The 26,854-nt window shown below is 49.3% G+C and carries 24 protein-coding genes; 6 read left to right on the forward strand and 18 right to left on the reverse strand.

The genetic code is table 11. The features are described from left to right. Window positions 1-17 precede the first annotated feature (17 nt). The 7 genes from HMPREF9370_RS10925 to parC all read right to left on the reverse strand — a co-directional run bounded on the left by HMPREF9370_RS10925 (window position 18) and on the right by parC (window position 8,322). On the reverse strand, window positions 18-488 hold the full coding sequence (locus HMPREF9370_RS10925; RefSeq protein WP_009117573.1) for a DUF2269 family protein: 471 nt from the start codon (window positions 486-488) through the stop codon (window positions 18-20). Then, window positions 485-793, reverse strand: a complete 309-nt coding sequence (locus HMPREF9370_RS10930; protein ID WP_009117574.1) for a DoxX-like family protein — start codon at window positions 791-793, stop codon at window positions 485-487. Before HMPREF9370_RS10930 ends, HMPREF9370_RS10925 begins: the two co-directional genes overlap by 4 nt. 567 nt (window positions 794-1,360) lie before the next feature. Further along, complete coding sequence (locus HMPREF9370_RS10935; RefSeq protein ID WP_009117576.1) at window positions 1,361-1,624, reverse strand: glutaredoxin; 264 nt, start codon at window positions 1,622-1,624, stop codon at window positions 1,361-1,363. An 11-nt stretch (window positions 1,625-1,635) separates the two neighbouring features. Next, window positions 1,636-2,388, reverse strand: coding sequence for a class I SAM-dependent methyltransferase (locus HMPREF9370_RS10940; protein ID WP_009117577.1), 753 nt, complete (start codon window positions 2,386-2,388; stop codon window positions 1,636-1,638). A gap of 173 nt (window positions 2,389-2,561) precedes the next feature. Next, window positions 2,562-4,337 carry a sigma-54-dependent transcriptional regulator gene (locus HMPREF9370_RS10945; RefSeq protein ID WP_009117578.1) on the reverse strand — a complete coding sequence of 592 codons (1,776 nt, stop codon included), beginning with the start codon at window positions 4,335-4,337 and terminating at the stop codon, window positions 2,562-2,564. Beyond that, window positions 4,324-5,952, reverse strand: coding sequence for a two-component system sensor histidine kinase NtrB (locus HMPREF9370_RS10950; protein WP_009117579.1), 1,629 nt, complete (start codon window positions 5,950-5,952; stop codon window positions 4,324-4,326). The genes HMPREF9370_RS10945 and HMPREF9370_RS10950 overlap by 14 nt, the downstream gene beginning before the upstream one ends. 69 nt (window positions 5,953-6,021) lie before the next feature. After that, window positions 6,022-8,322 (reverse strand): DNA topoisomerase IV subunit A, encoded by a 2,301-nt coding sequence (parC, locus tag HMPREF9370_RS10955; RefSeq protein WP_009117580.1) that lies wholly within the window; start codon window positions 8,320-8,322, stop codon window positions 6,022-6,024. Between the two features lie 223 nt (window positions 8,323-8,545). Between parC and HMPREF9370_RS10960 the strand changes: the two genes are divergently transcribed. Beyond that, a complete protein-coding gene (locus tag HMPREF9370_RS10960; protein ID WP_009117581.1) occupies window positions 8,546-9,589 on the forward strand; it encodes a metallophosphoesterase in 1,044 nt (347 codons plus the stop codon). 52 nt (window positions 9,590-9,641) lie between these two features. Here HMPREF9370_RS10960 and apbC read toward each other — a convergent pair whose 3' ends face one another. Then, the gene (apbC, locus tag HMPREF9370_RS10965; protein WP_009117582.1) at window positions 9,642-10,724 is read right to left on the reverse strand and encodes an iron-sulfur cluster carrier protein ApbC; all 1,083 of its coding nucleotides are present in this window, start codon (window positions 10,722-10,724) and stop codon (window positions 9,642-9,644) included. A gap of 189 nt (window positions 10,725-10,913) precedes the next feature. Between apbC and HMPREF9370_RS10970 the strand changes: the two genes are divergently transcribed. Both HMPREF9370_RS10970 and gloA read left to right on the forward strand, forming a co-directional pair. Further along, window positions 10,914-11,189 carry an SH3 domain-containing protein gene (locus HMPREF9370_RS10970; protein ID WP_009117584.1) on the forward strand — a complete coding sequence of 92 codons (276 nt, stop codon included), beginning with the start codon at window positions 10,914-10,916 and terminating at the stop codon, window positions 11,187-11,189. Between the two features lie 27 nt (window positions 11,190-11,216). Next, window positions 11,217-11,627: a lactoylglutathione lyase gene (gene gloA / locus HMPREF9370_RS10975; protein ID WP_009117585.1), complete on the forward strand. Its 411-nt coding sequence runs from the start codon at window positions 11,217-11,219 to the stop codon at window positions 11,625-11,627. Window positions 11,628-11,709: 82 nt separating this feature from the next. On the opposite strand, the gene HMPREF9370_RS10980 is transcribed toward gloA, so the two are convergent. The 3 genes from HMPREF9370_RS10980 to luxS form a co-directional block, all read right to left on the reverse strand. Beyond that, the gene (locus tag HMPREF9370_RS10980; protein ID WP_009117586.1) at window positions 11,710-12,621 is read right to left on the reverse strand and encodes a c-type cytochrome; all 912 of its coding nucleotides are present in this window, start codon (window positions 12,619-12,621) and stop codon (window positions 11,710-11,712) included. After that, window positions 12,614-13,966 (reverse strand): c-type cytochrome, encoded by a 1,353-nt coding sequence (locus HMPREF9370_RS10985; protein WP_009117587.1) that lies wholly within the window; start codon window positions 13,964-13,966, stop codon window positions 12,614-12,616. The genes HMPREF9370_RS10980 and HMPREF9370_RS10985 overlap by 8 nt, the downstream gene beginning before the upstream one ends. Window positions 13,967-14,279: 313 nt before the next feature. Further along, the gene (gene luxS / locus HMPREF9370_RS10990) at window positions 14,280-14,786 is read right to left on the reverse strand and encodes an S-ribosylhomocysteine lyase (protein WP_009117588.1); all 507 of its coding nucleotides are present in this window, start codon (window positions 14,784-14,786) and stop codon (window positions 14,280-14,282) included. 372 nt (window positions 14,787-15,158) lie between these two features. Here luxS and HMPREF9370_RS10995 point away from each other — a divergent pair, with 372 nt between their 5' ends. Further along, entirely contained in the window at window positions 15,159-16,508 is a 1,350-nt protein-coding gene (locus tag HMPREF9370_RS10995; RefSeq protein ID WP_009117589.1) for a cytochrome ubiquinol oxidase subunit I, read from the forward strand. Between the two features lies 1 nt (window position 16,509). Further along, window positions 16,510-17,505 carry a cytochrome d ubiquinol oxidase subunit II gene (gene cydB / locus HMPREF9370_RS11000; RefSeq protein ID WP_009117590.1) on the forward strand — a complete coding sequence of 332 codons (996 nt, stop codon included), beginning with the start codon at window positions 16,510-16,512 and terminating at the stop codon, window positions 17,503-17,505. Window positions 17,506-17,694: 189 nt separating this feature from the next. Here the strand turns inward: cydB and nadD are convergent, their stop codons facing one another. From nadD to HMPREF9370_RS11020, 4 genes are all read right to left on the reverse strand, one after another. After that, a complete protein-coding gene (gene nadD / locus HMPREF9370_RS11005; protein WP_009117591.1) occupies window positions 17,695-18,300 on the reverse strand; it encodes a nicotinate-nucleotide adenylyltransferase in 606 nt (201 codons plus the stop codon). 117 nt (window positions 18,301-18,417) lie between these two features. Next, entirely contained in the window at window positions 18,418-18,927 is a 510-nt protein-coding gene (gene hpaC, locus HMPREF9370_RS11010) for a 4-hydroxyphenylacetate 3-monooxygenase, reductase component (protein ID WP_040667211.1), read from the reverse strand. Between the two features lie 10 nt (window positions 18,928-18,937). Further along, window positions 18,938-19,390 carry a homoprotocatechuate degradation operon regulator HpaR gene (hpaR, locus tag HMPREF9370_RS11015; protein ID WP_009117593.1) on the reverse strand — a complete coding sequence of 151 codons (453 nt, stop codon included), beginning with the start codon at window positions 19,388-19,390 and terminating at the stop codon, window positions 18,938-18,940. A gap of 441 nt (window positions 19,391-19,831) precedes the next feature. Continuing rightward, entirely contained in the window at window positions 19,832-20,731 is a 900-nt protein-coding gene (locus HMPREF9370_RS11020) for an NUDIX hydrolase (RefSeq protein ID WP_156793005.1), read from the reverse strand. Between the two features lie 360 nt (window positions 20,732-21,091). Here HMPREF9370_RS11020 and ubiM point away from each other — a divergent pair, with 360 nt between their 5' ends. Continuing rightward, a complete protein-coding gene (gene ubiM, locus HMPREF9370_RS11025) occupies window positions 21,092-22,276 on the forward strand; it encodes a 5-demethoxyubiquinol-8 5-hydroxylase UbiM (RefSeq protein WP_040667681.1) in 1,185 nt (394 codons plus the stop codon). A gap of 68 nt (window positions 22,277-22,344) precedes the next feature. On the opposite strand, the gene HMPREF9370_RS11030 is transcribed toward ubiM, so the two are convergent. From HMPREF9370_RS11030 to HMPREF9370_RS11040, 3 genes are all read right to left on the reverse strand, one after another. Then, window positions 22,345-22,527: a hypothetical protein gene (locus HMPREF9370_RS11030; RefSeq protein ID WP_009117597.1), complete on the reverse strand. Its 183-nt coding sequence runs from the start codon at window positions 22,525-22,527 to the stop codon at window positions 22,345-22,347. A gap of 899 nt (window positions 22,528-23,426) precedes the next feature. Next, on the reverse strand, window positions 23,427-24,089 hold the full coding sequence (locus tag HMPREF9370_RS11035; RefSeq protein WP_040667213.1) for a hypothetical protein: 663 nt from the start codon (window positions 24,087-24,089) through the stop codon (window positions 23,427-23,429). Window positions 24,090-24,107: 18 nt separating this feature from the next. Next, window positions 24,108-26,669, reverse strand: a complete 2,562-nt coding sequence (locus HMPREF9370_RS11040) for a M10 family metallopeptidase C-terminal domain-containing protein (RefSeq protein WP_169311368.1) — start codon at window positions 26,667-26,669, stop codon at window positions 24,108-24,110. Between the last annotated feature and the right edge of the window lie 185 nt (window positions 26,670-26,854).

The raw sequence follows: 26,854 nt of genomic DNA on the forward strand, positions 1-26,854 counted from the left end.
GACAGGCATCACAATAATCAATAAGGCTTCAAAACCATCAAGAAATACACCACCAGCATCGCAGCAAACGCAGGATAACCCAGCAGCTCCCAATACCTTGCCGCCCGCCAATATTCCGGCGGCAGCTCGTCTTTATTTTCCGCCGCAGCCTGCGCCGCCATTTTCGCCATGCGGATTTGCAACACTACCACCGGCAACCAGCAAATTCCGGCCAGCGCATACAGCGCCAACGTGCCCCAAATCCAAGTAACACTCCACGGCACACCCAGCTCGTGCATCATCCACAAACCCGACAAAGGCTGAAAAATTACCGCCGGCGTAGTAAACCACCAATCGGCCCGACACACCCATTTAGCCACCACCGCCTGCGCCGGAACACAGCCGCTGCGGTTGGCAAAAAACAGATAAAACGCCGTACCGAAACCCGTACCTACCATCAACGTGGCCGACAAAATATGCAAAGTCTTTACGATCAAATAAGTGTTCATTTCCCACTCCTTTTCATCAAATAAAACATCAATGCCGCAATCGGCAGGTTTTTCAATAAAGGCGCAAACGGATGCAGCCAATGTTCAGGCAGGCACAGCCCCACAATCAGGCTGTACACAACCACCACAACCAGCTGCACTGCCCAAAGCGCCACCCTCCTGCGCAACGGGCTAAAACATGCCAAGCCCAACACAACATCCAGCGCCGAAGCCGCCCACAACACCGGCATCTGCCAAACCTGCCCGATACCCACCTGCCGCAACAAATCCAACGACACCTCCTGCGCAGTCAGCAGAGGCTGCACGCCGCTCCAAATTCATAAAATCCCGAGAGATGCCGCCAGATAACCCGGCGTAGCACCCGAATGTTTCTTATACTTCATAACACTTCCAAAATTTCTTTAATTTCTGTTTTAACAGAAATTAAAAGTTAAAAATAGAACGATTTTTATTTCAAAAACGCTTACTTATTGTGAAAATGACATTAACGCAAGGTTGCGAGCCTCAGACAGTACGGATAATGAACCAGCACAGTATGAACATTCAGCTTCATAATCATAAAGACAAACTATGTTTCTACCCTACAGGCCGAGCTTTGCTAAAACAATCACGGCAAAGCAAAATAAAAATGCCTTTGAAATATTTGTCGATTATTTAATACAAGCCATAATTAAATGCCTGTCTGAAAATCATGCTTCATATAATTAGTCTAATAGCTGTTGATTACATTTTAACCTTTTATTAATTTCTGTCAATACAGAAATTAATAAAATACTTTCAAACACAGCCCGAAAACAATGCCAAGAAGTGAGAATGATAAAAATGCCTGTCTGAAAATTTTTCAGACAGGCATTTTACATACTGCACATAATCTACTGACTAAAACAAGCTTTCAGCTCATCGGGCATAAACACATAATCGCCATCATCCGTAATCAGCACCGGCACCCCTACCGACAAAGTTCCCCGACGCGATGCATAAGCATCCGCTGTGTCGCGCACTTGCAAAAAGCGTTTCAAGTTGGCCATGCTTTCCGTAATATCAATCGCTTCATATTCCACCCCTAATTCTTGTAAAGCGGCATCAAACGGCGGTGTATCGGGGCATAAGCTGCTATAAAAATAAAGGTTCGGCATACTTATTATTCCTATTGGTTAACGGGCTGAAAAGGCAAATATACATCAAAGCGCGTACTCTTTCCTGAATATTGGTAGGCCGGTTTTTCATGACTTAAAAAATTACCCAAACGCGGCCGCTTGACTACCACACGTTTTTTAGCCACTTCCCGCGCAACTCGAAGCAAAGCCACTTCATCATCTGCCATCCCGACCAAATCATGAAAATAAGCCATTTCTTTTTTCACGGCAGCAGATTTATGACGCTCCGGATACATCGGGTCAAGATAAACCACGTCCGGCCTGCCTTGATGCTTGGCCAATCCGGGCATTAACGCAATGGCATTACCGAAACATAAGGTAATCCGCCTGACAATCGCTGCCGTTTCTTGCGATTCGGCAGCTCTTGCCAAGCCGTCGGCCAATAGGCAGGCAACCGCCGGATTCTGTTCAAATACACTAACCTGCAGGCCCAACACCGCCAATACAAATGCATCCCGCCCCAAACCACCTGTACCGTCCCACACAATCGGTTTAGCCGTGTGATTAACTGCTTTTGCAATCAACTCCCCACCACCTTTAGTACGCCTGTATTGGGCTACACCATTGACGAAATCAACTTTAACCCGCCCTTTTTCACCAATCTTGCACAAAGCAATGCCATCTGCATCACCCAATAAATATTGACCTGCCTGCGGCGGCTCAATGCTGCTTGGCAATCCAAAATCTGCAACCCGCAATCTCAATGATTCACTCGCATCATCCCGAAACACCACCGGTATCATTCATTTATTTCCTTCTTCAATAGCAAAGCTTTTCAGACAGGCATCGATTGATGCCTGTCTGAAAAATATGATCAAACCATTTGATCGCAGCATAACCGCGAAACTTAATCATGCCGCAGCCTTACATAAATCAAACGGCTATGCTTTACAGCATAGCCGCTCACAATCTTATTTCATTCAATAGCCAATCGCTCCATACGGTAGCGCATCGAACGGAAGCTGATACCTAAAAGTTTAGCAGCTTGGGTTCGGTTGAAACGCGTTTCCTGCAAGGCTTGCAATATGATACTGCGCTCCACTTCGTCGAGGTAATCCTGAATTTGTGTTTGCCCGGTAACAAAAAGAGGGATTTCCGGTCGTATTTCGTGCGCCGAAGCACCCGCCATACCGCCTGCTTGCGAACTCAGACTACCCGATGACACATCTCCGCCGGAAAAAGATTTAAAAATCGCAGCCTCTTCACTATTGTCCTCTTGCACGGGCAATTCCTGCCTCACGCCGGGAGCATGAATCTGCAAATCATCCACCTGAATGATGTTGCCCACAGTCAGCGCAACTGCTCTTTCCAAAATATTTTCCAACTCGCGGAAATTACCCGGATAGCTGTATGAAAGCAAGGCATCCTGCGCTTTAGGGCTGAGTTTATAAGCGGTTTCCCCTACCCGGTATTTATTAAGCAATCGGAAAATCAGTGGGCCTAAGTCTTCACGCATTTCGCGCAAAGGCGGCATATGCAGAGTAACCACATTCAAGCGGTAATATAAGTCCTGTCTGAAAGCCCCTGTTTCAACTAAGGTTTCCAGATTTTTGTGGGTAGCGCATATGATGCGTACATCCACTTTTGTTTCTTGCGCATCGCCAATCCGGCGAACGGCTTTTTCCTGAATCGCACGCAGAAGCTTCACTTGCATACCCAGCGGCAAATCGGCTACTTCATCCAAGAAAAGCGTACCTCCGTTTGCATGCTGGAAAAAACCCATACGGTCGGAGTCTGCTCCGGTAAAGCTGCCTTTTTTATAGCCGAAGAATTCACTCTCCATCAGATTCTCAGGAATCGCACCGCAGTTAACTGCAATAAACGGCTGATCCCTACGCGCCGACAATTCATGAATACTCCGTGCAGCCTGCTCTTTACCGCTACCGGACTCACCTGAAATATAAACCGGTACAACGCTGCCGGCCAATCTGCGGATTAAATGGCGAACTTCCACCATTTGCGGAGAGGCGCCCAACAAGCGGGGCATATCCGGATCGCCGCTTAGCTCACAGATTTGCTGCATTTCACGTTCACGCTGAACGGCTCGGGTTTCCGTGGTGCTGAATAAGCGCTGACGCAACGATTTCATGCCCTGCGTTACCTCGGAAGGCTTATCTATCCCACCGGAAACGCCTTTTCGGCTGGCAGAAGAAGAGGCGGATGTACGTGGCAGACTGACGGGTAAATCCGTATTGCGTGACACAGGCCGTGCAGCCGCCGGAGCTGGTTTTGGCGCATGCGGCGCGGTAGGTTGGGGAACAGGCTGAGTGGGGGCGGCGGTAGGAGCCGGTGCTGCAACAGCGGCAACCGGCTCATTTACCTTTACCGCTGATTTTACCAGTGAGCGGAGTTGCGATAATGTGATCGGTTTCTGCAGATAATCAAACGCACCTGCTTTTAAAGCCTCAACAGCTTGATCGGCATTACCAAAAGCAGTGATGACCGCTACCGGGGTATCCAACATCAATTCATTGATATGTTGTACCACTTCCAAACCTGAGCCGTCCGGCATACGCATATCGGTCAACACCAGCGAATAATCTTTATCGTCCAGTTTCGATTTAGCATCGACCACGCCGACTGCCGTATCGACAGACAAACCCATTTTCATTAAGGTCATTTCCATCAAATCACGGATGTCGGCTTCATCATCTACAACCAATACAGGTTGTTGCAAATTATGCTTCGTCATTGCTCTCGTCCCTCGGTAAAATCAGTTCAAAACCGTTCATTTCCGGATGGTAATGCAATTGCCCCAAATTAGCATGGGCCAACTCGCGCGCTACATAAAGGCCTAAACCGGTACCTGTTTTCTCTGTGGTAAAGAAAGGTTCAAACAAACGGTTGCGCACTTCAGGCGCCACACCCGAACCATTATCAGCCACCACAATTGAAATGTGCATCTTGCCGCTAGGGCGCATCAATACTGTAATCGCCTGATTGTCTTTCCTACTGTGGCGCCATGCGTTGTTACACAAATTCCACATAATCTGCTGCAAATGCATTGAATCGGCCACCACAGCCAGATTATTGCCTTCCATCGTCATGCGTACGCTACCAATGGCATCAGGATTATTCAATGTGAATTCCTGTTTGAAAGCCAGCCAGAATTTCATCAAATTGATTTTTTCCCTGCTGATATTGTCTTTCTTATTCAATGAAGTAACGTCTTCCAACATCTTATCGATGCGGCGAATATTACTGTCTATAATATCATGCAACTTAGCATTAGTAGGATCCTGCATGCTTTCTTGCAGCAAATCGTTGGCATGACGGATGGCCGACATCGGGTTGCGAATCTCATGCGCCAGATTGGCAGTAAGCTGCCCCAAAGACGCAAGCTTTGTTGCCATTGCTTCTGCCGCCACTTCCCTCAATGAACGGATAAACAACATCAACAATTCGGTTTTTTCATCACTTTGCACCAAAGGAACTGCACGCACACGCATAGAGTGCTGATGCAAGTGGATATCGGTTTCAAAACTTTTTTCGGGAGCGTGATGCCATTGGCGAATCAGGTCGCTGAAAATGGTTTCTTGGTTATCGATTGCCAAGCTTGGAAAGTAAGTTTTTGCTTGTGCATTGAACAGCCAGATGCGTTGATCCATGTCCAGCACCACAACAGCTTCCTGCACTCGGTTTAACACTAATTTATTCAGTCCGCTTACGCGGTTAAACGCCTGTTTGTGTTTATCTGCGGAATCGGTTGCCGCTTTAAGCCGGTTAACCGAAAGAGAAGTTAATCCGGCTACCAGATAACTTGCACCTATCAAAAACAAACCTATGATAAACGGGCGAAAATCTGTTCCGTTCCATTTTTTGTCTATGATGTTGAAAATCATATGATCGCTCAGAAGCAGGCAGAAAATAATCAGCAGCGTGGCATAAGAGGCGTAAAGCATCGGATAGCGGCCATAGCTGAGCAAACAGGATGTTGCCACAAACGGGAGCACTAAAGCGCCAAAGCCCATTCCAATACCGCCGGTCATATACACCAGCAGCATAATCATGGAAATATCTGCGACTGCCGCCGCATTCGGCAGGGTCATATTCTGGCGCTGCCACTCCGGCTTGAACAAGGTGAGAATCACAATACCGCCGTAAATGGCCGCCCATGTATAAAACTCGACCGGCTTGAACAAACTGCCCATTTTACCGGTATCCATATAAAGGTAATCTGAGCCTATCTGGAAAACCAGCAAAGAAATAATGATGGTTACTCTTGCCAGATTGATCAACACCGGCAAACGTCCCATCTGTTGCTCCCAGTCTCTTCGGGAATATAGCTGCGCTTTTGCGTAACTCATGTTTAGTATTCTCTTATTAATTTATTATCACGGTTGCTCAACCGTGTTGTTTTTCCACATTTGTCAACATTATTCCGTGATGCCGGTTATATTGCCCGACACATCTAAAACTTTGCCTTTGCGCCCGCGCTTGTTTTGAATATCTAAAATACGCAAACGCTCGTTTTTATCGCCGCCCCTTCTACCTTTAATCCGAACAATAAATTCAGGCTGATTGACAACAGCAATCAAGTTGAGCTTCATATTTTCAGACAGGCTTATCAATTGCAGCCCTCTGCCTTTGGCCATAACTTTCAATTCGCCTAATTCGAATGCCAGCAAACGGTTATCCTCGGATACAAGCACTACTTTACAATCCGGACTAATCAACGATACTGCAAAAATAGGTATAGGTTGCAGGGGGGTTTCACCCGGCTCCAGCGCCATCACCACTTTACCGGCTTTAATCCGGCTAACCATATCCGCCAACTTGGTAATGAAACCGTATCCGCCGCTGTTGCTTAACAAGTAATGCTGTTCAGGCAGGCCTGTGAGCATGGCTACGACTTTGGCTCCGTTTTGTAATTCAATCAATGAGCTGACCGGAATACCGTCCCCCCGTCCGCCGGGAATCTCTGCCGCATCCAACGTATAGGATCGGCCTTGCGAATCAAGCACCACCACCGGCCAAACTGTTCTACCTTCCAACACTTGCTTTAAGCCGTCGCCTTCTTTGAATACGGTCTGGCTTAAATCCAGATTATGGCCTGCGCGGCTTCTGATCCAACCTTTTTCCGACAAAATCAGCGTAATCGGCTCATCCGCAGTGGTTTGCGTTGAAGAGGCGCGCTCGGCTTCCTCTATCAGCGTTCTGCGTTCATCACCGAATTGCTTCATATCGGCACGCATTTCCTGAATGATGTGTTTGCGCTTCGCAGATTCATCACCCAGCAAATGATTCAGTTTGTCTTGCTCTTCTTTCAATTCGGCCAGCTCTTTTTCAAGCTTGAAGCCTTCCAACCGGGCCAATTGGCGCAGGCGGATTTCCAGGATATCTTCCGCCTGAATTTCAGACAGGCCGAAGGCAGCCATCAAATCTGTTTTCGGTTCGTCTGATTCGCGGATAACGCGAATGACTTCATCAATATGCAGAAACGCAATCATGCGCCCTTCAAGAATGTGGATGCGTTTTTCCACCTGACCCAAACGGTGCTGCAAACGACGCGTAACTGTTTTCACACGGAAATCAAGCCACTCTTGAAGAATGGTTTTCAGATTCTTCTGGGCAGGGCGGTTATCCATGCCCATCATTACCAAATTCATCGGCGCGTTGCTTTCCAAGCCGGTACGCGCCATCAGCGTGTTCATAAAGCTTTCAGGGTTGATTTTGCCTGACTTAGGCTCAAACACCAGCCGAACGGGATTTTCGCCGTCGCTTTCGTCACGCACTTTTTCCAGCAAATCCAGCATCAGCTTTTTCGTATTGAGCTGATCCTGATTAAGCTGCTTCTTGCCGGTTTTGGGTTTGGGATTGGTTTGTTCTTCGATTTCGGCCAGAATTTTTTGGGCGCTCGTTCCTGGCGGCAGTTGGGTAACGATGGCGCGCCATTGGCCGCGCGCCAGTTTTTCGATTTCATAACGCGCACGCACGCGCACACTGCCTTTACCGGTTTCATAAATATGCAGCAAATCGCTTTGCGGCGTAATAATCTGCCCGCCGCCGGCGAAATCGGGGCCTTTGATGTATGTCATCAGCTCTGCCGTATCCATGACGGGCTTTTTCAAAAGTGCAATGGCCGCTTCGGTCACTTCACATAAATTATGCGACGGTATCTCGGTTGCCATGCCCACCGCGATACCGGATGCGCCGTTGAGTAATACAAATGGCAGACGCGAAGGCAGGATAACCGGCTCTTCAAAAGCACCGTCATAGTTCGGTACGAAATCAACCGTGCCCATATTGATTTCGGAAAGCAGCAATTCGGCTATCGGTGTCAGCCGCGCTTCCGTATAGCGCATGGCCGCCGCACCGTCTCCGTCTCGCGAACCGAAATTGCCGATGCCGTCAATCAGAGGGTAGCGTAAGGTAAAGTCCTGCGCCATACGCACCATTGCCTCATAGGCTGAGCTGTCGCCGTGAGGATGGTATTTACCGAGAATTTCACCCACCACGCGTGCAGACTTAACCGGCTTGGCACCATGCACCAAACCCATATCTTTCATTGCATAAAGAATGCGCCGCTGTACAGGCTTCTGCCCGTCGCCCACGTCCGGCAATGCCCTGCCTTTCACCACGCTCATTGCATACTCAAGATATGCGCGTTCGGCATACTGACCCAATAATAAAGAGTCGTCGTCGGCTAAGGTTGTGGCGTTTGGCTGGTCATTCATGTTTTAATTAAGCTTAATCACGTTTTTAAAGGCAAAATTGGTATCTATTGTAATGCAAATCGCCTTTCTTTGCTGAACTTAACAACCCTAAGTTTATTTTTTCAAATTGGTTTGTTGGTTCCGCGCATATTTTAAATTGTTATAATATCCTAACAAATGATTTAAGTTAAAAAATATTACTTTAACTTTTTGCTACAAAAGCTAAATTTTCCGAAAGCCTGCCATGTACCAACCCATTCAAACGCTGCCGGAGGGGCCTTTAGACATTATCGGCGATGTTCACGGCGAATTTGATGCGTTGCAAACGCTGATTACCCGCTTAGGTTATGACTCTTACGGCAATCATCCCGCCGGGCGCAAGCTCGTGTTTGTGGGCGATTTATGCGACCGCGGCCCTGACAGCCCGGCCGTTTTATATTGGTTCAGACAGGCCTATGAAGCAGGTAATGCTTTGATGGTATTGGGCAACCACGAATTAAACCTGCTGATGGAAGATCCAAAAGACGGATCGGGCTGGTTTTTCCCCGAGCGCGACCTCAAAGAAAGCCACCTTTATGCACCGTGGCAGAAAATGTCCGACCACGAAAAACCGGTGCTTACCAGCTGGTTGGCACAAATGCCGCTGGTTTTGCATCGAGACGATATCCGCATCATTCACGCCGCTTGGCTGCCGGAATCTATCCGGCAAATTCAGACAGGCATTGCCAATCAAGATTTAATCACCGCATACCGCCAATGGGATGCCGATTTAAAACATTCTTTAAGACAAGCAGAATGGTATGCAGATTATGAACGGCAACAGGCCGACTCCGCCTTGCTCGACAACCCGCACAGTACACCGCCTATGCAGCAGGCGCTGGCCGAATTCGAATACCGCCGCAGCCGTCTGCATCCCGTACGGGCGCTAACCAGTGGCGTTGAAGTATTTGTGGACAAGCCGTTTTTCTCAGGCGCGCGCTGGCGCTTTACCACACGCTTCGCCTGGTGGGACGAATATACCGATGACATTCCCGTTGTGATCGGGCACTACTGGCGCAGCTGGCAGCCGAAACATTCTGGCCTGCTGCCCGAGCCGCCCAATGCATGGTTCGGCGCCAAGCGCAATGTGTTCTGCATTGATTATTCCGTAGGCGCCCGCTGGCGCGACCGACAAGCCGAACCGCCCGTTCCGCCCGACCAATCCGGCTTTAGGCTTGCCGCTTTGCGCTGGCCGGAAAACATATTGATGTTTGATGATGGCGAAGTTGCCCAAATGATTTCTTTATAAAAGAATGCCTGTCTGAACAGTGTTCAGACAGGCATTCAATCATCTTCCAACCTTATTCCACCACTATTTTCGGGAAGCGGCTGCTGAAATCGCGTCCTTTTCCGGCGATGGCCAAAGCAATCTGCCAAGCAGCGTCGGTATAGATTTTGGCGATTTGGGCATGGTTTTCCTGCAGGGCTTTGGCGCGGCCTTCGTCCATTGCTTCGCGCACCGGCAATGCCAGCGGCAGCTGGCCGAGCAGCGGCACGCCGAGTTTTTCCGCCAGCATTTTGCCGCCGTCGCTGCCGAACACCGCCTCGCTGTGGCCGCAATTGCTGCACACATGCACCGACATATTCTCCAACACGCCGAAAATCGGGATATTCACTTTTTGGAACATATCCACCGCTTTTCGTGCATCAATCAGCGCAATATCCTGCGGCGTGGTCACCACCACCGAGCCGGTTACCGGAATTTTCTGCGACAAAGTGAGCTGTATATCGCCCGTGCCGGGCGGCAGGTCGATAAACAGATAGTCCACATCGTTCCATTCGCTTTGAAACAAAAGCTGCTGCAATGCTTGCGAAAGCATGGGCCCGCGCCACACCACGGCCTGATCGGTGTCCACCAGAAAACCTATCGACATCACCTGAACGCCGCCGTTGGCCACCACGGGTATCAGCTTTTTATTGGCTTGATCCGGTTTGCCGTCGGCCACGCCCAGCATGGTCGGCTGGCTCGGCCCGTACAAATCGGCATCCAGCACGCCCACGCGCGCGCCCATGTTGGCCATAGCGATGGCCAAGTTGGCCGTAGTGGTGGATTTGCCCACACCGCCCTTACCCGAGGCAATGGCAATAATGTTTTTCACGCCTTTAATGGTTGCCACGCCGGGCTGCACTTTGTGGGTGGCGATGTCGATGTTTATCTTCACATGCACATCTTGCATGAAGCCCGCGCGCGACAATACCTGCCTGATGCTTTCTTTGAGCGCCTGCTCCTCATGCGCCACGGGAAAATCGAATTTCAGCAGCACATGCAAACCGTCGCCCTTTTCTTCTATTTTTTCCAACGCCTTGCAGCTGCCCAAAGTCAGCCCGCTGCCGGGAACGGCCACTGCTTCCAAAGCTGCGCGCAATGTTTGATTATCAGCCATTTTTTAACCTCTTTTTATGTGTATCAATTATTTATGGTAAGATTGTACACCTTGCACCTACGGGTACGAAGCAATTCCTTTGCTTCTTTTCAGACAGGCATCAGCCATCAACGTATAAAAAATTTCCGTTTTACTCAAAACCCATCATCACAACAATCATCAGTCGTTTAATAAATTGAGAGAATCATCATGAAATCCGCATTTTCCATTATCGCGGGTATGGCCATATTTGCATGTTCGCACGCCTACGCCGCATCCTGTTTGATTAACGATGCCTCCGGTATGCCGGTTAACGTGCGCACCGATCCCGACGGCCAGCTCATCGGCCAATTAAAAAACGGCACGCGCGTGCAATCCGACCTTTCCAGCGTAGGCGGCTGGGTGTATATTTCCTGGGACAAACCCCTGTTAAACAATGCAAACAGCGGCTGGGTTTACCGCTCGTTTCTCCGCTGCAACAAATAACATTTTCTACTAAATAAGGAACACACTATGCGAATGCTGCACACTATGCTGCGCGTGGGCAACCTCGAAAAATCACTCGCTTTTTACCAAGACGTTTTGGGCATGAAGCTTCTGCGCAAGAAAGATTATCCCGAAGGCAAATTCACGCTGGCATTTGTCGGCTACGGCGACGAAAAAGACCATACCGTTATCGAACTGACCCACAACTGGGACACGGATACCTATGATTTAGGCACGGGCTACGGCCACATTGCCATCGAAGTGCCCGACGCCTACGCCGCCTGCGACGCCGTGCGTGCCAAAGGCGGCAACGTCGTGCGCGAAGCCGGCCCGATGAAACACGGCTCCACCGTGATTGCTTTTGTAGAGGACCCGGACGGCTACAAAATCGAGTTTATTCAAAAAGGCAGCGGTTCAGATACGGTGAAATACGGATAAACTTGGCCGGATTATCAATTGAAAGATGCCTGTCTGAAAACTTTCAGACAGGCATTCCTTTATTTCTCAACCGCTTATTCACTCAATAACGTGCATCTTTCGGCTTGTCGCCTTTAGGCCAGTCGTTTACCTTGCCGGCGAAATCAGGGCGCGGCTGGTGGGTGAAATATTCGGCAATGTCCACTGCGTCCTGATCGTTCAACACGCCGCCCTCGCCCCACATGCCGTGCATTTGCGCGCCCATCGGCATGGCGGCTTTGATAAAGGCGGCGGCTTTATAAGTGCGCGCCATGCCTGCGCCTATGTTGAAGGATTCGTCGCCCCACAAAGGCGGGAAGGCGTAGCTGCCGGTGCCGTCGCGCTTGCCTTCGCCGTTACTGCCATGGCAGGTGGCGCAATGTTGGGCGTAGAGCTGTTTGCCGCGCTCCGGGTTGGGCACGAGTTGGGTGTTGATGGGCACGGCGTTTACGATATCGACGCGCTGCCCTTTGGGCACATCTTGCCCTACCCATTTGATGTAGGCGAGCATGGCCTGCATGGCTTCGCTATCTTTTGCCAGCGGTTTGCCGTTCATAGAGCGCTGGAAACAGCCGTTGATGCGGCCGGCCAAATCAATTTCTTTGCCGGGACGCGGCATCACGCGCGGATAACGGTTGTAGGTGTTGATATAAGGGTTGCCTCCGGGTACTTTGCCCTGCGCGATGTGGCAGCTGCTGCAGTTCATGTGGCTGCCCACATATTCGGGCAACAGGCGCTTGGTGTCGTTCATCAGCCGCTGGCCGAGGCGGATTTGCTCGGCGTTGGGCTGTTTGTTGATATCGCTGTCTGACGGCACAATGTATTCGCCGACCACTTTTTTATGCTCGCCCTCACCGGTAACGATGGGATAGCGGCCGGGTTGCTGTGTTTCTTCTGCTTGCCGTGTTGCCGGTTCGCTGCATGCGGTTAGGCCGAGTCCGAAAATGACGGCGGCCAGTATGGCGTGTTTATTCATGATGCGCTCCTGCTGAGGCTTGCGGAACAAAATTCGGTGCTTTGCCGTTGACGAAATCGCGGATTTCGGTCACTTCTTTCCGGCTCACTTCGGGCGCCTGATTGCTCCAGCTGTTGCGTACAAAATTCACCAGATCGGTAATGTCTTCATCGCTTAAATGTTTGAAAGCGGGCATGCTGAATGTCATTGAGTCATGCCGGCTGCCGGGCGTGCGTCCGCCTTCCAGCGTAACCTGAATCACCGATTGGGGATGCTTGGAATAAACTGCGCTGTTTTGGTTTAACGCAGGGAAAATGCGTGCCACACCGTTGCCGTCGGCGCGGTGGCAGGCCATGCAGTGCTCGGCGTAGAGCAGCGCACCCCGGCTGTTGTATTTGCCGCTGCGCAGCATGGCGGTGGTGGTGTCCTGCTTCGCAGGCAGCTTGGCTTCCTGATGCGGTGCAGGCGGCAGGGTTTTCAGATAGGCAGCCATGGCCTGAATGTCTTCCGGCTTCCAGTAGCGCGTGCTGTGTTCCACCACTTCGGCCATCGCGCCGAAAGCGGCGCTGCGTTCGGTGCGGCCGCTGGCGAAAAAGTCGGCCAGCTCTTCGGTTTTCCAGGAGGCCAAACCGCGCGCATTGCCGCGCAGACTTTTGGCGCGCCAGCCGTCAATCACGGCGCCGCTGAGGAAATGCTGCCCGTCTTCGCTCAAGGCTTTTTCCTGATAAGCCACGCCGCGCGGTGTGTGGCAGGCGCCGCAGTGGCCCGGGCCTTCCACCAGATATTTACCGCGGTTGATTTGTGCATTGTGGCGTTTGTCTGCCACAAAATCACGCTGGGGCGCAAACCATGCCTGCCAGTAAGCCATCGGCCAGCGCCAGTTTAAAACGGGCGGGATGGTACTGGCGGCGTTTTCCTGTTTGACGGGTCGGACGCCTTTCATGAAATAAGCATAGAGCGCCTGTATTTCGTCATCGGGCATAATGGCGTAAGACACATAAGGCATGGCGGGATAAAGCGGCGTGCCGTCGGCACGGATGCCGTGTTGCAGGGCTGCTTTAAACTGGGCATAGCTGTATGAGCCTATGCCGGTTTCTTTGTCGGGCGTGATGTTGGTGCTGTAAATCGCGCCCAGCGGCGTCTGCATCGCCAAGCCGCCTGCATAGGGTTGGCCGGAAGGCGCGGTGTGGCAGGCGAAGCAGTCGGAAAGCCTCGCTGCATATTCGCCGCGCCGGATGGTTTCTTCGTTGAATTCGACGGCAGTTTGCCCCGCTTCGCCTTGCTGCCGGGTAAGCCATTTACTGCCGCCATAGGCTCCACCCAGCAATACAACCGCAAGCAAAACGGTTTTGCTGAACGTGTTCATGGTGTTCCTTCACTGTTTCTCTTGTTTTCAAAAGTTGTTATTGGTTTTCGGGCCGCTTTCGAACGGCTGGCCTCAACGGAAATTTATATCACACATTCAATACATAACTTATCATTCGCTGATGCTATCCTAAACGCTTTATAAAGCCACATCGTTTGATGTAACTCAATCAAGCTGCTAAATTTTTGTTTTTAAATTGAAAATGCCTGTCTGAAATAGTTTCAGACAGGCATGGATTGTTATTGGATTTATCTCTCTTGGCGAATGGTGCGGGCCGGATGCAAGCATCCGACCCGCCTCAGTTTCAGCGGCATTACTCTTTCAAGAGGTTTTCGTCGAGCGTGAGGTCTTCGTTTTTGTTCACTTCGATTTTACGCGCCAGCACGTTCCGCGCGATGTCTTGCGCTTCGAGCAGCGAGTGCATTTGGTAAGTGCCGCACTGGTATTCGTTCAGCTCGGGGATTTTGCTTTGGTCTTGCACTTGCAACACATCCTGCATGGAAGCGAGCCATGCGTCGGCGACTTTTTGCTCGTCGGGTGTGCCGATCAGGCTCATATAAAAACCGGTGCGGCAGCCCATCGGCGAAATGTCGATGATTTCAACGTCTGCGCCGTTCAAATGCTCACGCATAAAGCCGGCAAACAGATGCTCCAGCGTGTGAATGCCTTTTTCAGACAGGATTTCCTGATTCGGCACGCAAAAGCGCAAATCGTAAACAGTGATGTCGTCGCCTTTCGGGGTGCGCATGGTTTTGGCAATACGCACGGCGGGCGCGTGCATGCGGGTATGGTCTACTTTGAAGCTGTCCAGCAAGGGCATAGCGGGTTCCTTCTTGATGTTTTTCCAAATAGGGATGATAGCATTGTTTAGCCGCCGGCTGCAGATGCGGATGCCCGCCTGAAAAGATTACTTGCTTTCTTTAACACTTTATCAGCGCCGAATGGCGTATACTGCTAAGCAATCAGCATCATCTTCGAATTCATTTTACGCAGATTGAAAATGAATTCATTAAAATAATAATAATCCTACAAATCCTATAAAATATTTCAATACCAGCTATAAATTTGATTTCTCATTACTATATTAAATTTATTTGATATAATACCCGTCTGAAAAATTAGCAGCTTAATACGCTCAAGCTTTCAATCCTCATTCTTTAATTTTAAGGAATCAAAACAGGAGAATCCGGTTATGGACGTTTCCCTGCTCAGCCGCATTCAATTTGCGGTGAATATCAGCTTTCACATTCTTTTTCCCGTTATCAGCATTGCCTTATCGTGGTTTGTGGTTTATTTCCGCTATAAAGTCGGCAAAACAGGTGATGAGGCCTGGCTGCAAGCTTACCGCTTCTGGACCAAAGTGTTTGCCGTTACCTTCGCGATGGGCGTGGTTTCCGGCGTGACCATGAGTTTCCAGTTCGGCACCAACTGGCCGGGCTTTATGGAGCGTGCGGGCAACGTGGCCGGGCCGCTGCTCGGTTATGAAGTGCTGACGGCATTTTTTCTAGAGGCCGGTTTTCTCGGCATTATGCTGTTCGGGCGTGAACGTGTGAGCCAGCGTGTGCATATGGCGGCTTCGATTGTGGTGGCTGTCGGCACATTATTGTCGGCTTTCTGGATTCTGGCCTTGAATTCGTGGATGCAAACACCGCAAGGCCATTGGGTGGACGCAGAAGGTGTGATTCATGTAAAAAGCTGGCTGGACGTGATTTTCAGCCCGTCCCTGCCTTACCGCTTTTCACACAAAATCCTTGCTTCCGTATTAACCGCCTCTTTCCTGCTGGCCGGCCTGTCAGCGTGGCAGATACTGAAAAAATCAGCCAACGCCGCCACGCCCAAAGTGATGAAAACCGGCTTGGCGGTTGCTGCGGTGGCGATTGTGCTGCAAATATTGGCGGGCGACGCGCACGGTTTGAACACGAAAGAATACCAGCCTGCCAAGCTGGCCGCCATCGAAGGCGTTTGGCACACTGAAAAACCGGTGCCGCTCACCCTGATCGGCTGGCCGAACGAAGCGGAACAGCGCACGGATTACGCGGTAAAAGTGCCTTATCTGGGCTCGCTGATTCTCACGCACGAGCTGGACGGCGAAATCAAAGGCTTGAGCGAGTTTGCCGATAAACCGCCCGTAGCGCCCGTATTTTTCGGCTTCCGCGTGATGGTGGGCGTGGGAGTATTGATGTTGCTCGTCAGCTGGTACGGCTGGTTCAAACTGCGTAAACACCGCTGGCAGCCGCACAACCTGCCGCGCTGGCTGCTTTACACGTTTGCAGGCATGACGTTTTCCGGCTGGGTGGCCACGCTGGCCGGTTGGTATGTTACCGAAATCGGCCGCCAGCCGTTTTTGGTGCAGGGTGTGCTGCGCACTTCCGATGCGGTTACCAAAATCGTGCCTTCGGGCAACGTGGGGCTGACGCTGGTGATGTATCTGGTGCTTTATGCCGCTATGCTGCTTTCCTACCTGATGGTGCTCAAATATATGGCAGAGCATCCCGAGCATGAACCGCCCGGCGTGAAACAATTGAAACAAGCGGAGCAATGATATGGACTGGAATTATTGGCTGCCTTTGATTTTTTTGGGCTTACTCGGTTTTGTGATGACCGTATATGTGGTGTTGGACGGTTTCGATTTGGGCGTAGGCATGCTGTTGCCGCGCGCCAAAGCCGACGAGCAAAATGTGATGGTCGGCTCTATCGGCCCGTTTTGGGATGCCAACGAAACCTGGCTGGTTCTGGGTGCCGGTGTGTTGTTTATTGCCTTTCCCAAAGCCAACACCATCGTTTTGGGCAATCTTTACCTGCCTGCCACGTTTATGCTGTTTGCCCTGATTGTGCGCGGCGCGGCGTTTGACTTCCGCGTAAAGGCTGATGATAACCACAAAGAATTGTGGAACATTGCTTTTATGCTCGGTTCGGCCGGCATGGCACTAACTCAAGGCTGGATGCTTGGGCGCTATGTGACCGCATTCGGCACGGAAATTTGGGATTACCTGTTTTCGCTAGGCATTATGGCAACCGTGCCCGCCGTTTATGTGTTGCTCGCCGCCTGCTGGCTGGTGCCGAAAACCGAAGGCGCGCTGCAAGAAAAAGCCCGCCGCTGGGCAAATCAGGCGTGGTGGCCGGTGGTGGGCTGCCTGCTCTTGATTTCGCTGGCCACGCCCTATATCCGCCACAGCATTTTCGAGCGCTGGTTTACCTTCCCCAATATGCTTTGGCTGGCGCCCGTGCCGATTCTGAGTGCATTCTGCCTGCTGCGCGCCAAACGTCTGCTGCAAAGCGAGGCGGTGTTGCACAACCGCGTTTGGCAGCCTTTCATTCTTACTGTGCTCGCTTTGGTATTGTGCGCCGTCGGCTTAGGCATCAGCCTCTACCCTTACGCCGTAATCGGCCAGCTTACCGTGTGGGAAGCGGCCGCCAGCGTGCCGACATTAGTGATTACACTGATCGGCGTGTGCATTACCGTGCCGTTTATCATCGGATACAGCATTTTTGCTTACTGGGCGTTCCGCGGCAAAGCCACGAATTTAACCTACGGCTAAACGGCCATATGATTAAAAATGCCTGTCTGAAAAATGATTTCAGACAGGCATTTTTAATCATTCCGGCCACTTTAATTATAATCAAGCCCGAGTATGACAAGTGTACTATTTTTAAGTTGTTCGACTATATATTCTGTTTTCAGACAGGCATCGATCGCCGGCCCGGCAATCTGCCTTTATTTCATACTATCATCGATATAGCCCGTGCTGCTCGATATAACGCTCAACCCTGCGGTCAACCAAACCTTCCAGCCCGGCGCCTGCACGGACTTTCTCACGGATTTCGGTAGAGCTGATATTGCTCAAAGGCGCCTGAAGCAAATGCAGGCTACCATCTTGCAAGGCTTGGCCCAGCCACTGGTGCAACGCTTTCGACGCATGATTGAGCTGCTCGCCTTCGCGCGCTGCTACGGCAATATCAACCATTTTCACCAATGATTGCCAGCGGCTCCATGTATGCAGCTGCAATAAGCTGTCCATCCCCATCAGCCAGTAAAGTTTGGTTTGTGGAAATTGCTGGCGAAAAATCTGAATGGTGTCAAACGTGTAAGTCGCCCCTTCACGCACGATGTCGCAATCACTCACCGCAAAACGTTCGTCATCCGCAACAGCCAGCTCGGTCATCGCCAAACGGTGTTTGGCAAGCGTGCGGCCAGTGTTTTTGTGGTAAGGATCGCCTGCCGGCAGAAAAATCACGGTATCCAAACCCAGCTCGTCGGCAAACGCGCGGGCAATATGGAGATGGCCGTTGTGTATGGGATCGAAAGTACCGCCGAACAGGCCGAGTTTTTTCATGTTCAAAATCCTCTATCGGTTTTCAGACAGGCATTATATAGTTAAATTGCTTTAAAACATGAGCGTAACCTTCACAAATTAAAAAAGACCGCATATGCGGTCTTTCAAATAGGCGACTCAGCTCAAAGCACCAAAGTTGCGGCGGAAATACACCAGTGCGGGTGCATTATCCAATTCTTTCTGATGCACGCGGATTTCTTCTATCTCCACAAAAAACACTTCGTGCGTGCCCACGGTTTGATGCTGCACCACTTTACCGTGAAGATGCGCCAACGCGCCCTCAACCTGAAGCTGGCCGGTACTGCCACGGTGCCAAATATGGTATTCGAAGCGCTCCTCGGGCGACAGTTTCGTCATGCCGGCAAAATGCTCGGCCACATCCTGCTGATCGGCAGCCAACACATTGATACACAGCCTTCCGTTCTCCAGTAAAACCGGCAGAATAACCGACCGCCGGTTAATGCAGAGAATCACGGTAGGCGGCGTATCGGTTACCGAAGAAACAGCCGTCATGGTAATGCCGTAGCGGCCGGCCGCGCCATCAGTGGTAATCACATGCACTCCGGCGGCACACACCGACATGGCGTTTTTGAAATCCTGCTGCAATATTGGTTCTTCTTTGCTCATGGCTGATGCATTAACTCTCAGGTTCGTCTGCATTCTTTTGGCCGATACCTTTGAGCTCTCCGAGCAGTGCTTGCAGCTGTTGCAATTTCTCACGCGAAATCATGGTTTCGATAAGATCGTAGCGTTCATCGACTTTTGCACGGGTTTTATGGTAAAGCTGCTCACCTTCTTCGGTTAGCTTTAAAAACACACGGCGCTGGTCGTTTAAAGGCTTCAAACGGATCACCAGCCCCACTTTTTCCAAACGCGACAAAATGCCGGTGAGGCTCGGACGAAGAATGCAAGCCTGTTCGGCCAGGTCTTGGAAATCCAACGTGCCTTGTTCGGCCAGCAAGCGGATAATGCGCCATTGCTGGTCGGTTACGCCCGCCGCATTCAGAATCGGGCGGAATTGGGTCATCAGCGCTTCGCGCGCCTGAACCAGGCTAATACTGATAGACGCATGTTTTGACGGAGTGTTCATAAATCCGGCTTCCTTATTTGCTTATTTATAGTCATCAACTTAATTTTTGATACAAGGCAGCAAGCCAAAGACAGTATAGCTAGTACGGGACTGATTTTGTTGCTGCTTGAGCAGCTTACAAAATTGTTCTGCTTGAGCTAAAGCGCAGCAACGCCGTAGCAAAAGTTAAGTTGATTGACCATGCTGGTAATGCTACTTTGAGCTGCTTCATTTAAAGTGTTCCGCAGCGGTGTTTATGTGTATCCTCGGCTATTCATTCAATGCACGATAGCACAATGATATCGTATACACGCAACCGGCCATTTAAATATATACGTTTTTTTCAGACAGGCTTCGGGCATAATTTTACACAATCCTTAAATACTATGCCTGTCTGAAAAGGATTTTTTATTGATACAACTCCGGCTCGCCTTCAACGGAGTATTCAGTTTTGGCTACACCTTAATCCATCCCAATTATATCCGCCACTTCCATGCGCGCCAAAAGCCCGCCCAACGGATGCGCCACATCAATCAAGCCGTGCCGTTTGCAGCAATCCAGCGTGGCCACCATGGCATCATTCATAAACAGGCCGGCAGCCATTGCTTCCATCAGTTCATCAATGCCCATCAATCTGAACTCGGCCACTTCGCCGTCTTGGTTTTCAGGTTGCACACCCTCTTCCAACACCACATCAAAAATATGCAGCCATTCGCGGTGCAGCCCGCGCGGCACGCTGCGCAAACTCAACAAACGGCTCCTGCAAACCGCATTTTTCAACACATGCCCACTCAGCCCGGCTTCTTCCCAGCCCTCGCGCAACATTGCCTCGTTAACCGATTCACCACAAGAAATGCCGCCGCCCACCACGTTATCAAACTTATCCGGATCCACTGCTTTCAGCGGGCTTCTGCGCCCGATCCAGAAGCAGGTTTCACCGTCTCTCTCGGCCAGCCCGTTAATATGCACCGCCTGACTCAGCAAACCCAACGGCCGGAATGCAGAACGCTCCAGCGCAAACAAAAACTGCCCTTTGCTATCGCACACACCGAATTGCTCATTGCGCCAACCATAAAACTCACCCTGATCATGCCAACTTTGCGTGATGCTTTGCAAAGCATCACCCATCATCAACCAATCCTGACTCAGCAGATTAAGCGCATCGGTTTCACGTTCCATTCCACCCGGCCAATCACGTTCCAACAACGCACGCCAGCGCTTACTGATAAAACCTAAAGGCAGTCCATTGAGTCTCAAAACATGCCACGCATCACGCTCAAAAGTAAATCTGCCATTTATCTGCTGCAACAGCTTATCCTGCTCTACCCCTGTAAATGGGCGGGAAAAACGAAACGTGCTCATAAAATATTCAATATTCCTTATTAAAACTTCACTTAACGTTGATTTCCGCCATTGTAGCAAAATCAAAATCATCAAATCAGCATGAAACTGAATGTTTCCCGCCCGCCTCACCTCAGCCGGATTATCTGGACTGTCTGAAACCCGGCGCCTTATTATGAAATATATGTTTCACAGTCAGAAAACAAATTATTCAAAATGCCTGTCTGAAAACTTTCAGACAGGCATGTCTAAATGTTAGAGGCAGAAACCCGGTCCGTACTTAAATTCCGCTCTGCCTATTTTAAATATTCGCACCGGCTGCAACTTTTTGCTATCCTTAAACTATCTTTAATCCAATACCTGAAATACAAGGATCACGCCATGACGCCCTCCAGCGACATCATTATCGTCGGCGCCGGCCCTGCCGGTTTAAGCTTCGCCCGCACTCTGGCCGACAGTGGTTTGCGCATTACCATCGTCGAAAAAAGCCCGCTTGAAAGCATACAAAATCCCGCTTACGACGGCCGGGAAATCGCGCTAACCCATTTATCCAAAGAAATTCTGGAAAAGCTCGGCATATGGCAACGCATCCCCGAAAACGAAATATACCGGTTAAAAGACGCCAAAGTTTGGAACGGCGATTCCACCTACCAGCTTTATTTTCCACAACCCTCGCAAGCGCGTGGCGGTAAAACCGACCGCCTGGGCAACCTGATTTCCAACCACAACATCCGCAAAACCGCCTATGAAGCCGTGGCAGAGCAGGAAAACATAGAGTTAATCTGCGGCGTGGGCGTTAAAGAAGCTAAAACCACTGCAGAAAAAGCGCGCATCCTGCTGGATAACGGCCAAACCCTAACCGCACGCCTTTTAGTTGCTGCCGACAGCCGCTTTTCACAAACCCGCCGCCAACTCGGTATTTCATGCGATATGCACGATTTTGGCAGAAGTGTGATTGTATGCCGTTTCAAACACGAACATTCCAATGAACATACCGCCGTGGAATATTTCCAATACGGCCGCACACTCGCTCTATTGCCGCTGGAAACACAACTGACCAATTGCGTGATCACCATCGACAACGACCGCGCAGACAGCATTCTTTCGCTCTCCCCCGAAGCCTTTGCCGCCGATATCGAACAGCAGCTCAACGGCAAACTCGGCAAAATGGAAGTAGCAGGCACAACCCACACTTATCCACTGGTCGGCGTGCATGCCAATAAATTTTGCACTACCCGCGCCGCACTTATCGGCGACGCCGCCGTCGGTATGCATCCCGTTACCGCACACGGCTTCAATCTCGGCTTGGAAAGCGCCGATATTTTAGGTAAGTTGATCAACGATGCCGCCAAAAAAGGGCAAGACATCGGCGCTGCATCCCTATTGGAAAGCTATAACACCAAACATCAACTCAACACCCGCCCGCTCTATCACGGCACCAACGCCATGGTACGCTTGTTTACCAACGAAACGCCGCCTGCAAAACTCTTGCGCGACATTGTGCTGCGTGTGAGCAATAACCTGCCGCCGCTGAAAAAGCTGATTACCCGACAGCTCACAGGCTAAACGGTTTACGCAACGAAAATGCCTGTCTAAAATATTCAGACAGGCATTGTTTTCAGCAAACTGCAATTTTAGCTGGCAACTTGCATCGGAAAAAAATCACCGAAATAATTTTGGCCGATCGGTCCGTTACCGCCCATGATGTCCCAAGACATGCTCGCCCCCTGCGTGTCGTCAGCAGAGGAACCGGCCGCATCAAGAACTTGTTCCTCATAAACAATTTCTTGATCAATATCAAAATCTTGATAATTCATACTGCTTCCTTTCTTTAGAATTATGGTTTGTTTGCTTCACAGTTTTATGAATTGCAATACAGAGACAAAACTACCGCTAAGTGAAATAAAACTACCGCTAAGTGGAAGTAGTAACTATACCAATAAAAACTGTTCAGCAATATCACACGATAGATAATTTTTGTTAATTTTTATAATCTGTGTGATTATTTATTTTATTTATATAAACTTAAGACTTGAATCAGCATAAACAGTTCAATAACCATAGGAAACAATAACTTATAAAACTAAAACAAAGTGTACAAGCATCATAAAATTAACCCGCCAATCCTTTGCCAATACTGAAATTATGCGAATTAACTAAAAATGCCTTATACAAATTCATACATTTTTTTATAATTACTTACTTAGCATACAGCGCTTTGTGTATGATATACCCCACACATTGGCTATCTAAAAAACAGTCTTGATACACATCAAATAATCGTCTCGATTTTTTTGCGTTATATTTATTTTTATCAATAAACATTCGCTTATGAAAAATAATTACTTTTTTTATATTTATTATAGATAATATATCTGTAAAAATTGAAATTTCATACAAAACGTCAAGCTTTGAGCTGCAGAAACCGATTTTATTGCTGCCCTAGCGGCTTATAAAATCGTTCTCTTAAAGCGCAATGCAAGACAACATCCTAATGGATGTGAATTTTTAGTGAAATTCCTGAAAACGGGCACAACACCATGCCTGTCTGAAAGGTCACTTTTCAGACAGGCATTCCATCCTCCCCCATAATCTGGTTTGGCCCACCAAACAGAATATTTATTACTGAGCAAGCGGCTTAACCATATATATCAAAAAAAAGCAACAGGCCGGACTTTCAATCCGGCCTGTTGGCTTCCAAACAAGTTAAAAAAATTTAACGCTGCTTGTTTACTTTTTTGGTTTTTACTGTTTGCTTCGACATGGTTTTCTTGGTCGGGCAATAATGCGCCAATGCCGCTTTCTGAGCAGCCTCGTCCTCCCTATAAGCAGAGATATGGACATTGGTGCCCTTATCGGCAGCTACATACACTGTTTGGCCTCGTGTATTGGTCACGCCTTGGTATTGATAGGGTTGCTCATCACAAACATTCAATGTATATCGCACCCCGATCAGCGGCCTGCCGTTATCGGTTAAATCCAGCCACGCACCACTGTTGCCTTTTCCAATACGTTCAAGTAGCACGAAGCCGTCTTCCGGAACTTGCGTTTCGAACAGGAACAACGGCGTCATGCCTTTGGCATCAGTCACACCCAAATATACGCCGTCGCTGCCGTTGGCAAAAGGCAAATTGCCGCCTCTATGCGCCAGCATGAAAGGTTTGTTGGCAGCCATAACGGCAGTGTTCGGCTCCAACAAAATAAATCGGTAACCGACTTTGCCTTGCCCAACCTGCTGCGCTCCTTGCGCATCCTTCATAAATCCGAAAGGCGGCAGAATTTGCGGCGCCCCTTGAACGGTAATTTGTTCGCGCTGCACATTGCCACATGCGCCCAGCAACCATACTACGCCGCATATGGCGGCAATTTTTTTCACCATTGTTTCCTCCGTTTCCACTTAAATTGTGGCAGTGGTTCCCAACAAATCTTCCAGCTTCAAATCGACCGAACCGTCTTTAATATAAATGCTGTTTTCATACACATGCCCGTCCTGCACTCCGGTGAATTTCAGGGTTCTGATTTCCGGCTCCCAAATCAGTTTGGACGTATCCACCACATCGCTGAAGCTGATTTTATCGTAGCCTTTTACGAAATCGGTAATTACGTCATGCCCGCTGTTGCTGTTGAATGTGAACACAAAAGTGTCTTTTCCGCGATTACCGGTAAGCGTGTCATTGCCTGCATTGCCGATGATGATGTCATCCTCATGACTACCGATTAGCGTATCATTACCACCTTGCGGATTGGTGTCGACTAAATCCGCATAATGTGTTTTCACATAATTAAACACATCCCTGTCCTGCATCGCTTGTACTTTTTCATCTATCGTTTTTGCACGCATAAAAAATGGAAAGGAATCATCAAAATACTGTCTGAAGTGCTCGGAAGTGTAATCATTTTGTGTTTTCAGATAGGCACGAATCCCATCAATCGAATTATCAAAGTCACTACCTTTAATGGTTACGCCACCCGACTCCCAAGTTAGCTTATCAATATTCAGCCGATCTCCAATTAACACGTTGGAAGTGCTGTAATCATTCAATGTTTCAACCCCTGTTTCTGCATGGCTATCTGTCGCAGGAGCAGTTTTATAAGCATCCCCAATAAGTAGGCCGGAATCTGTTGAATAGCCCTGCAACTTAACTGCCTCGCCATTACGGTTATCACCCGACCAAATGGATACATTATCGTAGTAATGGTAAGAGTAAGGATCTAAATGAGCGAGATCAGGAAGAGCTATTGTAAGTTCGGATACAACACTTTTCACGCCATTACTTACTGTATATTTCACAGGTGGTGCAATGTAAAGTTGTTCATGATTACGGAACACGTAAGAACCATCTGCATTCAATGTAAGCGAACCAGCATTTAAATGTGCCGTATCACCTGCCTGATAAGTTAAACCGTTCACTTCAAAACCGGTTACAAAGATATTGCCCACTTCTTTGCCATTCAGCTTGTTACTGGCATTTTCCAACACATTACCCTGTGTGTAGCTACCCCATGTAGAATCATTTACCTCACCTTCATCGGTCAACTCTCCCGCTTTGGAAGTGTTATCCAATACCAGGCTTAACTTGGAAGCTTTAGTCCGCTTACCACCGCTTACGGTATAAGTAATCTCGGGAAGCTGCCACACACCGATCGGGGCATTTTTTGCCGACAGATGGTAACTGCCGTCCGCATTCAACACAAAGCTGCCGATGTCTTTGATGTGTGCGGTTTGGCCCGCTCGGTAAGCCACGCCGTCAATCTTGTAACCGGTTACGAAATAATTGGCATTCTCCAACACATTGTTCCGCCCGCCATCACCTTCGAGCCTGTGGTTTTCATCTTGGTCTTTGGGCAATTCATCCATCTGCAAATGCAGCACCGCAGAGGATGCTTTATAACCGTTGCTCACGGTAAATGCGATTTCAGGCATTTTCCAGCGGTTGTTCGGCAGATCTTTCGCGTTGATAAAATATGAGCCGTCGCGGTTGATGGTAACCAAGCCCAAGTTCTTCACTTCTACGGTTTCGCCCGCCGCATAATACACACCGCGCACGCTAAAGCCGGAAATATAAGGCTTGTTGTTTCCTGCATATTTATCCAGCAGATTACCGGTTTCAATACGGCTTTCCAAAGCATGGGTTTGATTGAGATTGGCAAACACATTGGCTTTGGCATCGGCTTCGGCATAATGGTTGGCGGCAATGTTTGCCGGCAGATTGATGGTTAGGGTTGATTTGTCGGCTTTTAAGCCTTCTTCAGTCAGGATGTTGACGGTGTATTCCACTTTCGGCATTTTCACCGATGCAACGCGCTGCCCTTCCACAGAAAAATGGTAGCTGCCGTCTTTGTTCAGCACGAAAGTGCCCAGCCCGAAAATCGCTGCTTTCTGGCCGGCTTGGTATTTCATACCGTTAATTGCATAGCTTGCCACTTCCTGCACCGGATTGCCCAAATGATAAAGCTTGCCCTCCAATACAGAGCCGCTCACACTGCCTTTGGTATTTACCGTTTCATCCGCATCCGGATAGGCCGGATAAGTATCTGCAAAGCTGATTGTCAGCGTAGATTGGTCTGTCTGCCCGCCGCTTCCGACCGTGTAGCCCACATTAACCGGCTCTCCCGGCGTTTTGTTTTGATATTGATGATAGAGCACATAGGTGCCGTCGGCCTTAAGGGTAAAATTACCGGTTGACTCGCCTGCCGAGTAAGTTTTACCGCCGTAAGTAAAATCCAAAACCTTTGCCTGATGGTTGGCGGCATTGGCAACATTCAATAAAACATTTCCTTTTATCAAGCGCGTTTCGCCCGCATCCAGCGCGATTTTGATGCTTTCATCGCCATCTTGCAGCGGCGGTTGAACGGTGCTTGATACAGCCGCACGATGATTGACTTGCCCGCTATTTCCCGCTACAACCGCCGAAGCATGCACTACTTGGCGCTCTGTATCTTTATGGTTGTTATTCATCAACATACCTTTCTGAAATAAAAATAAACAGCTACATAATTTCATTCTTTTTAATTGAATAGCATTTTATTCAAGTTGATTATATTTTTCCAGCTGAATAGCTGACTTTTCCAAATAAAAACCTATCCGGCGGTTCAAAATAATTTATATAAAGGCAAGCCGTTACCACAAAAAAGATAATGCCT

The organism is Neisseria wadsworthii 9715 (assembly GCF_000227765.1).
Classification (GTDB): domain Bacteria; phylum Pseudomonadota; class Gammaproteobacteria; order Burkholderiales; family Neisseriaceae; genus Neisseria; species Neisseria wadsworthii.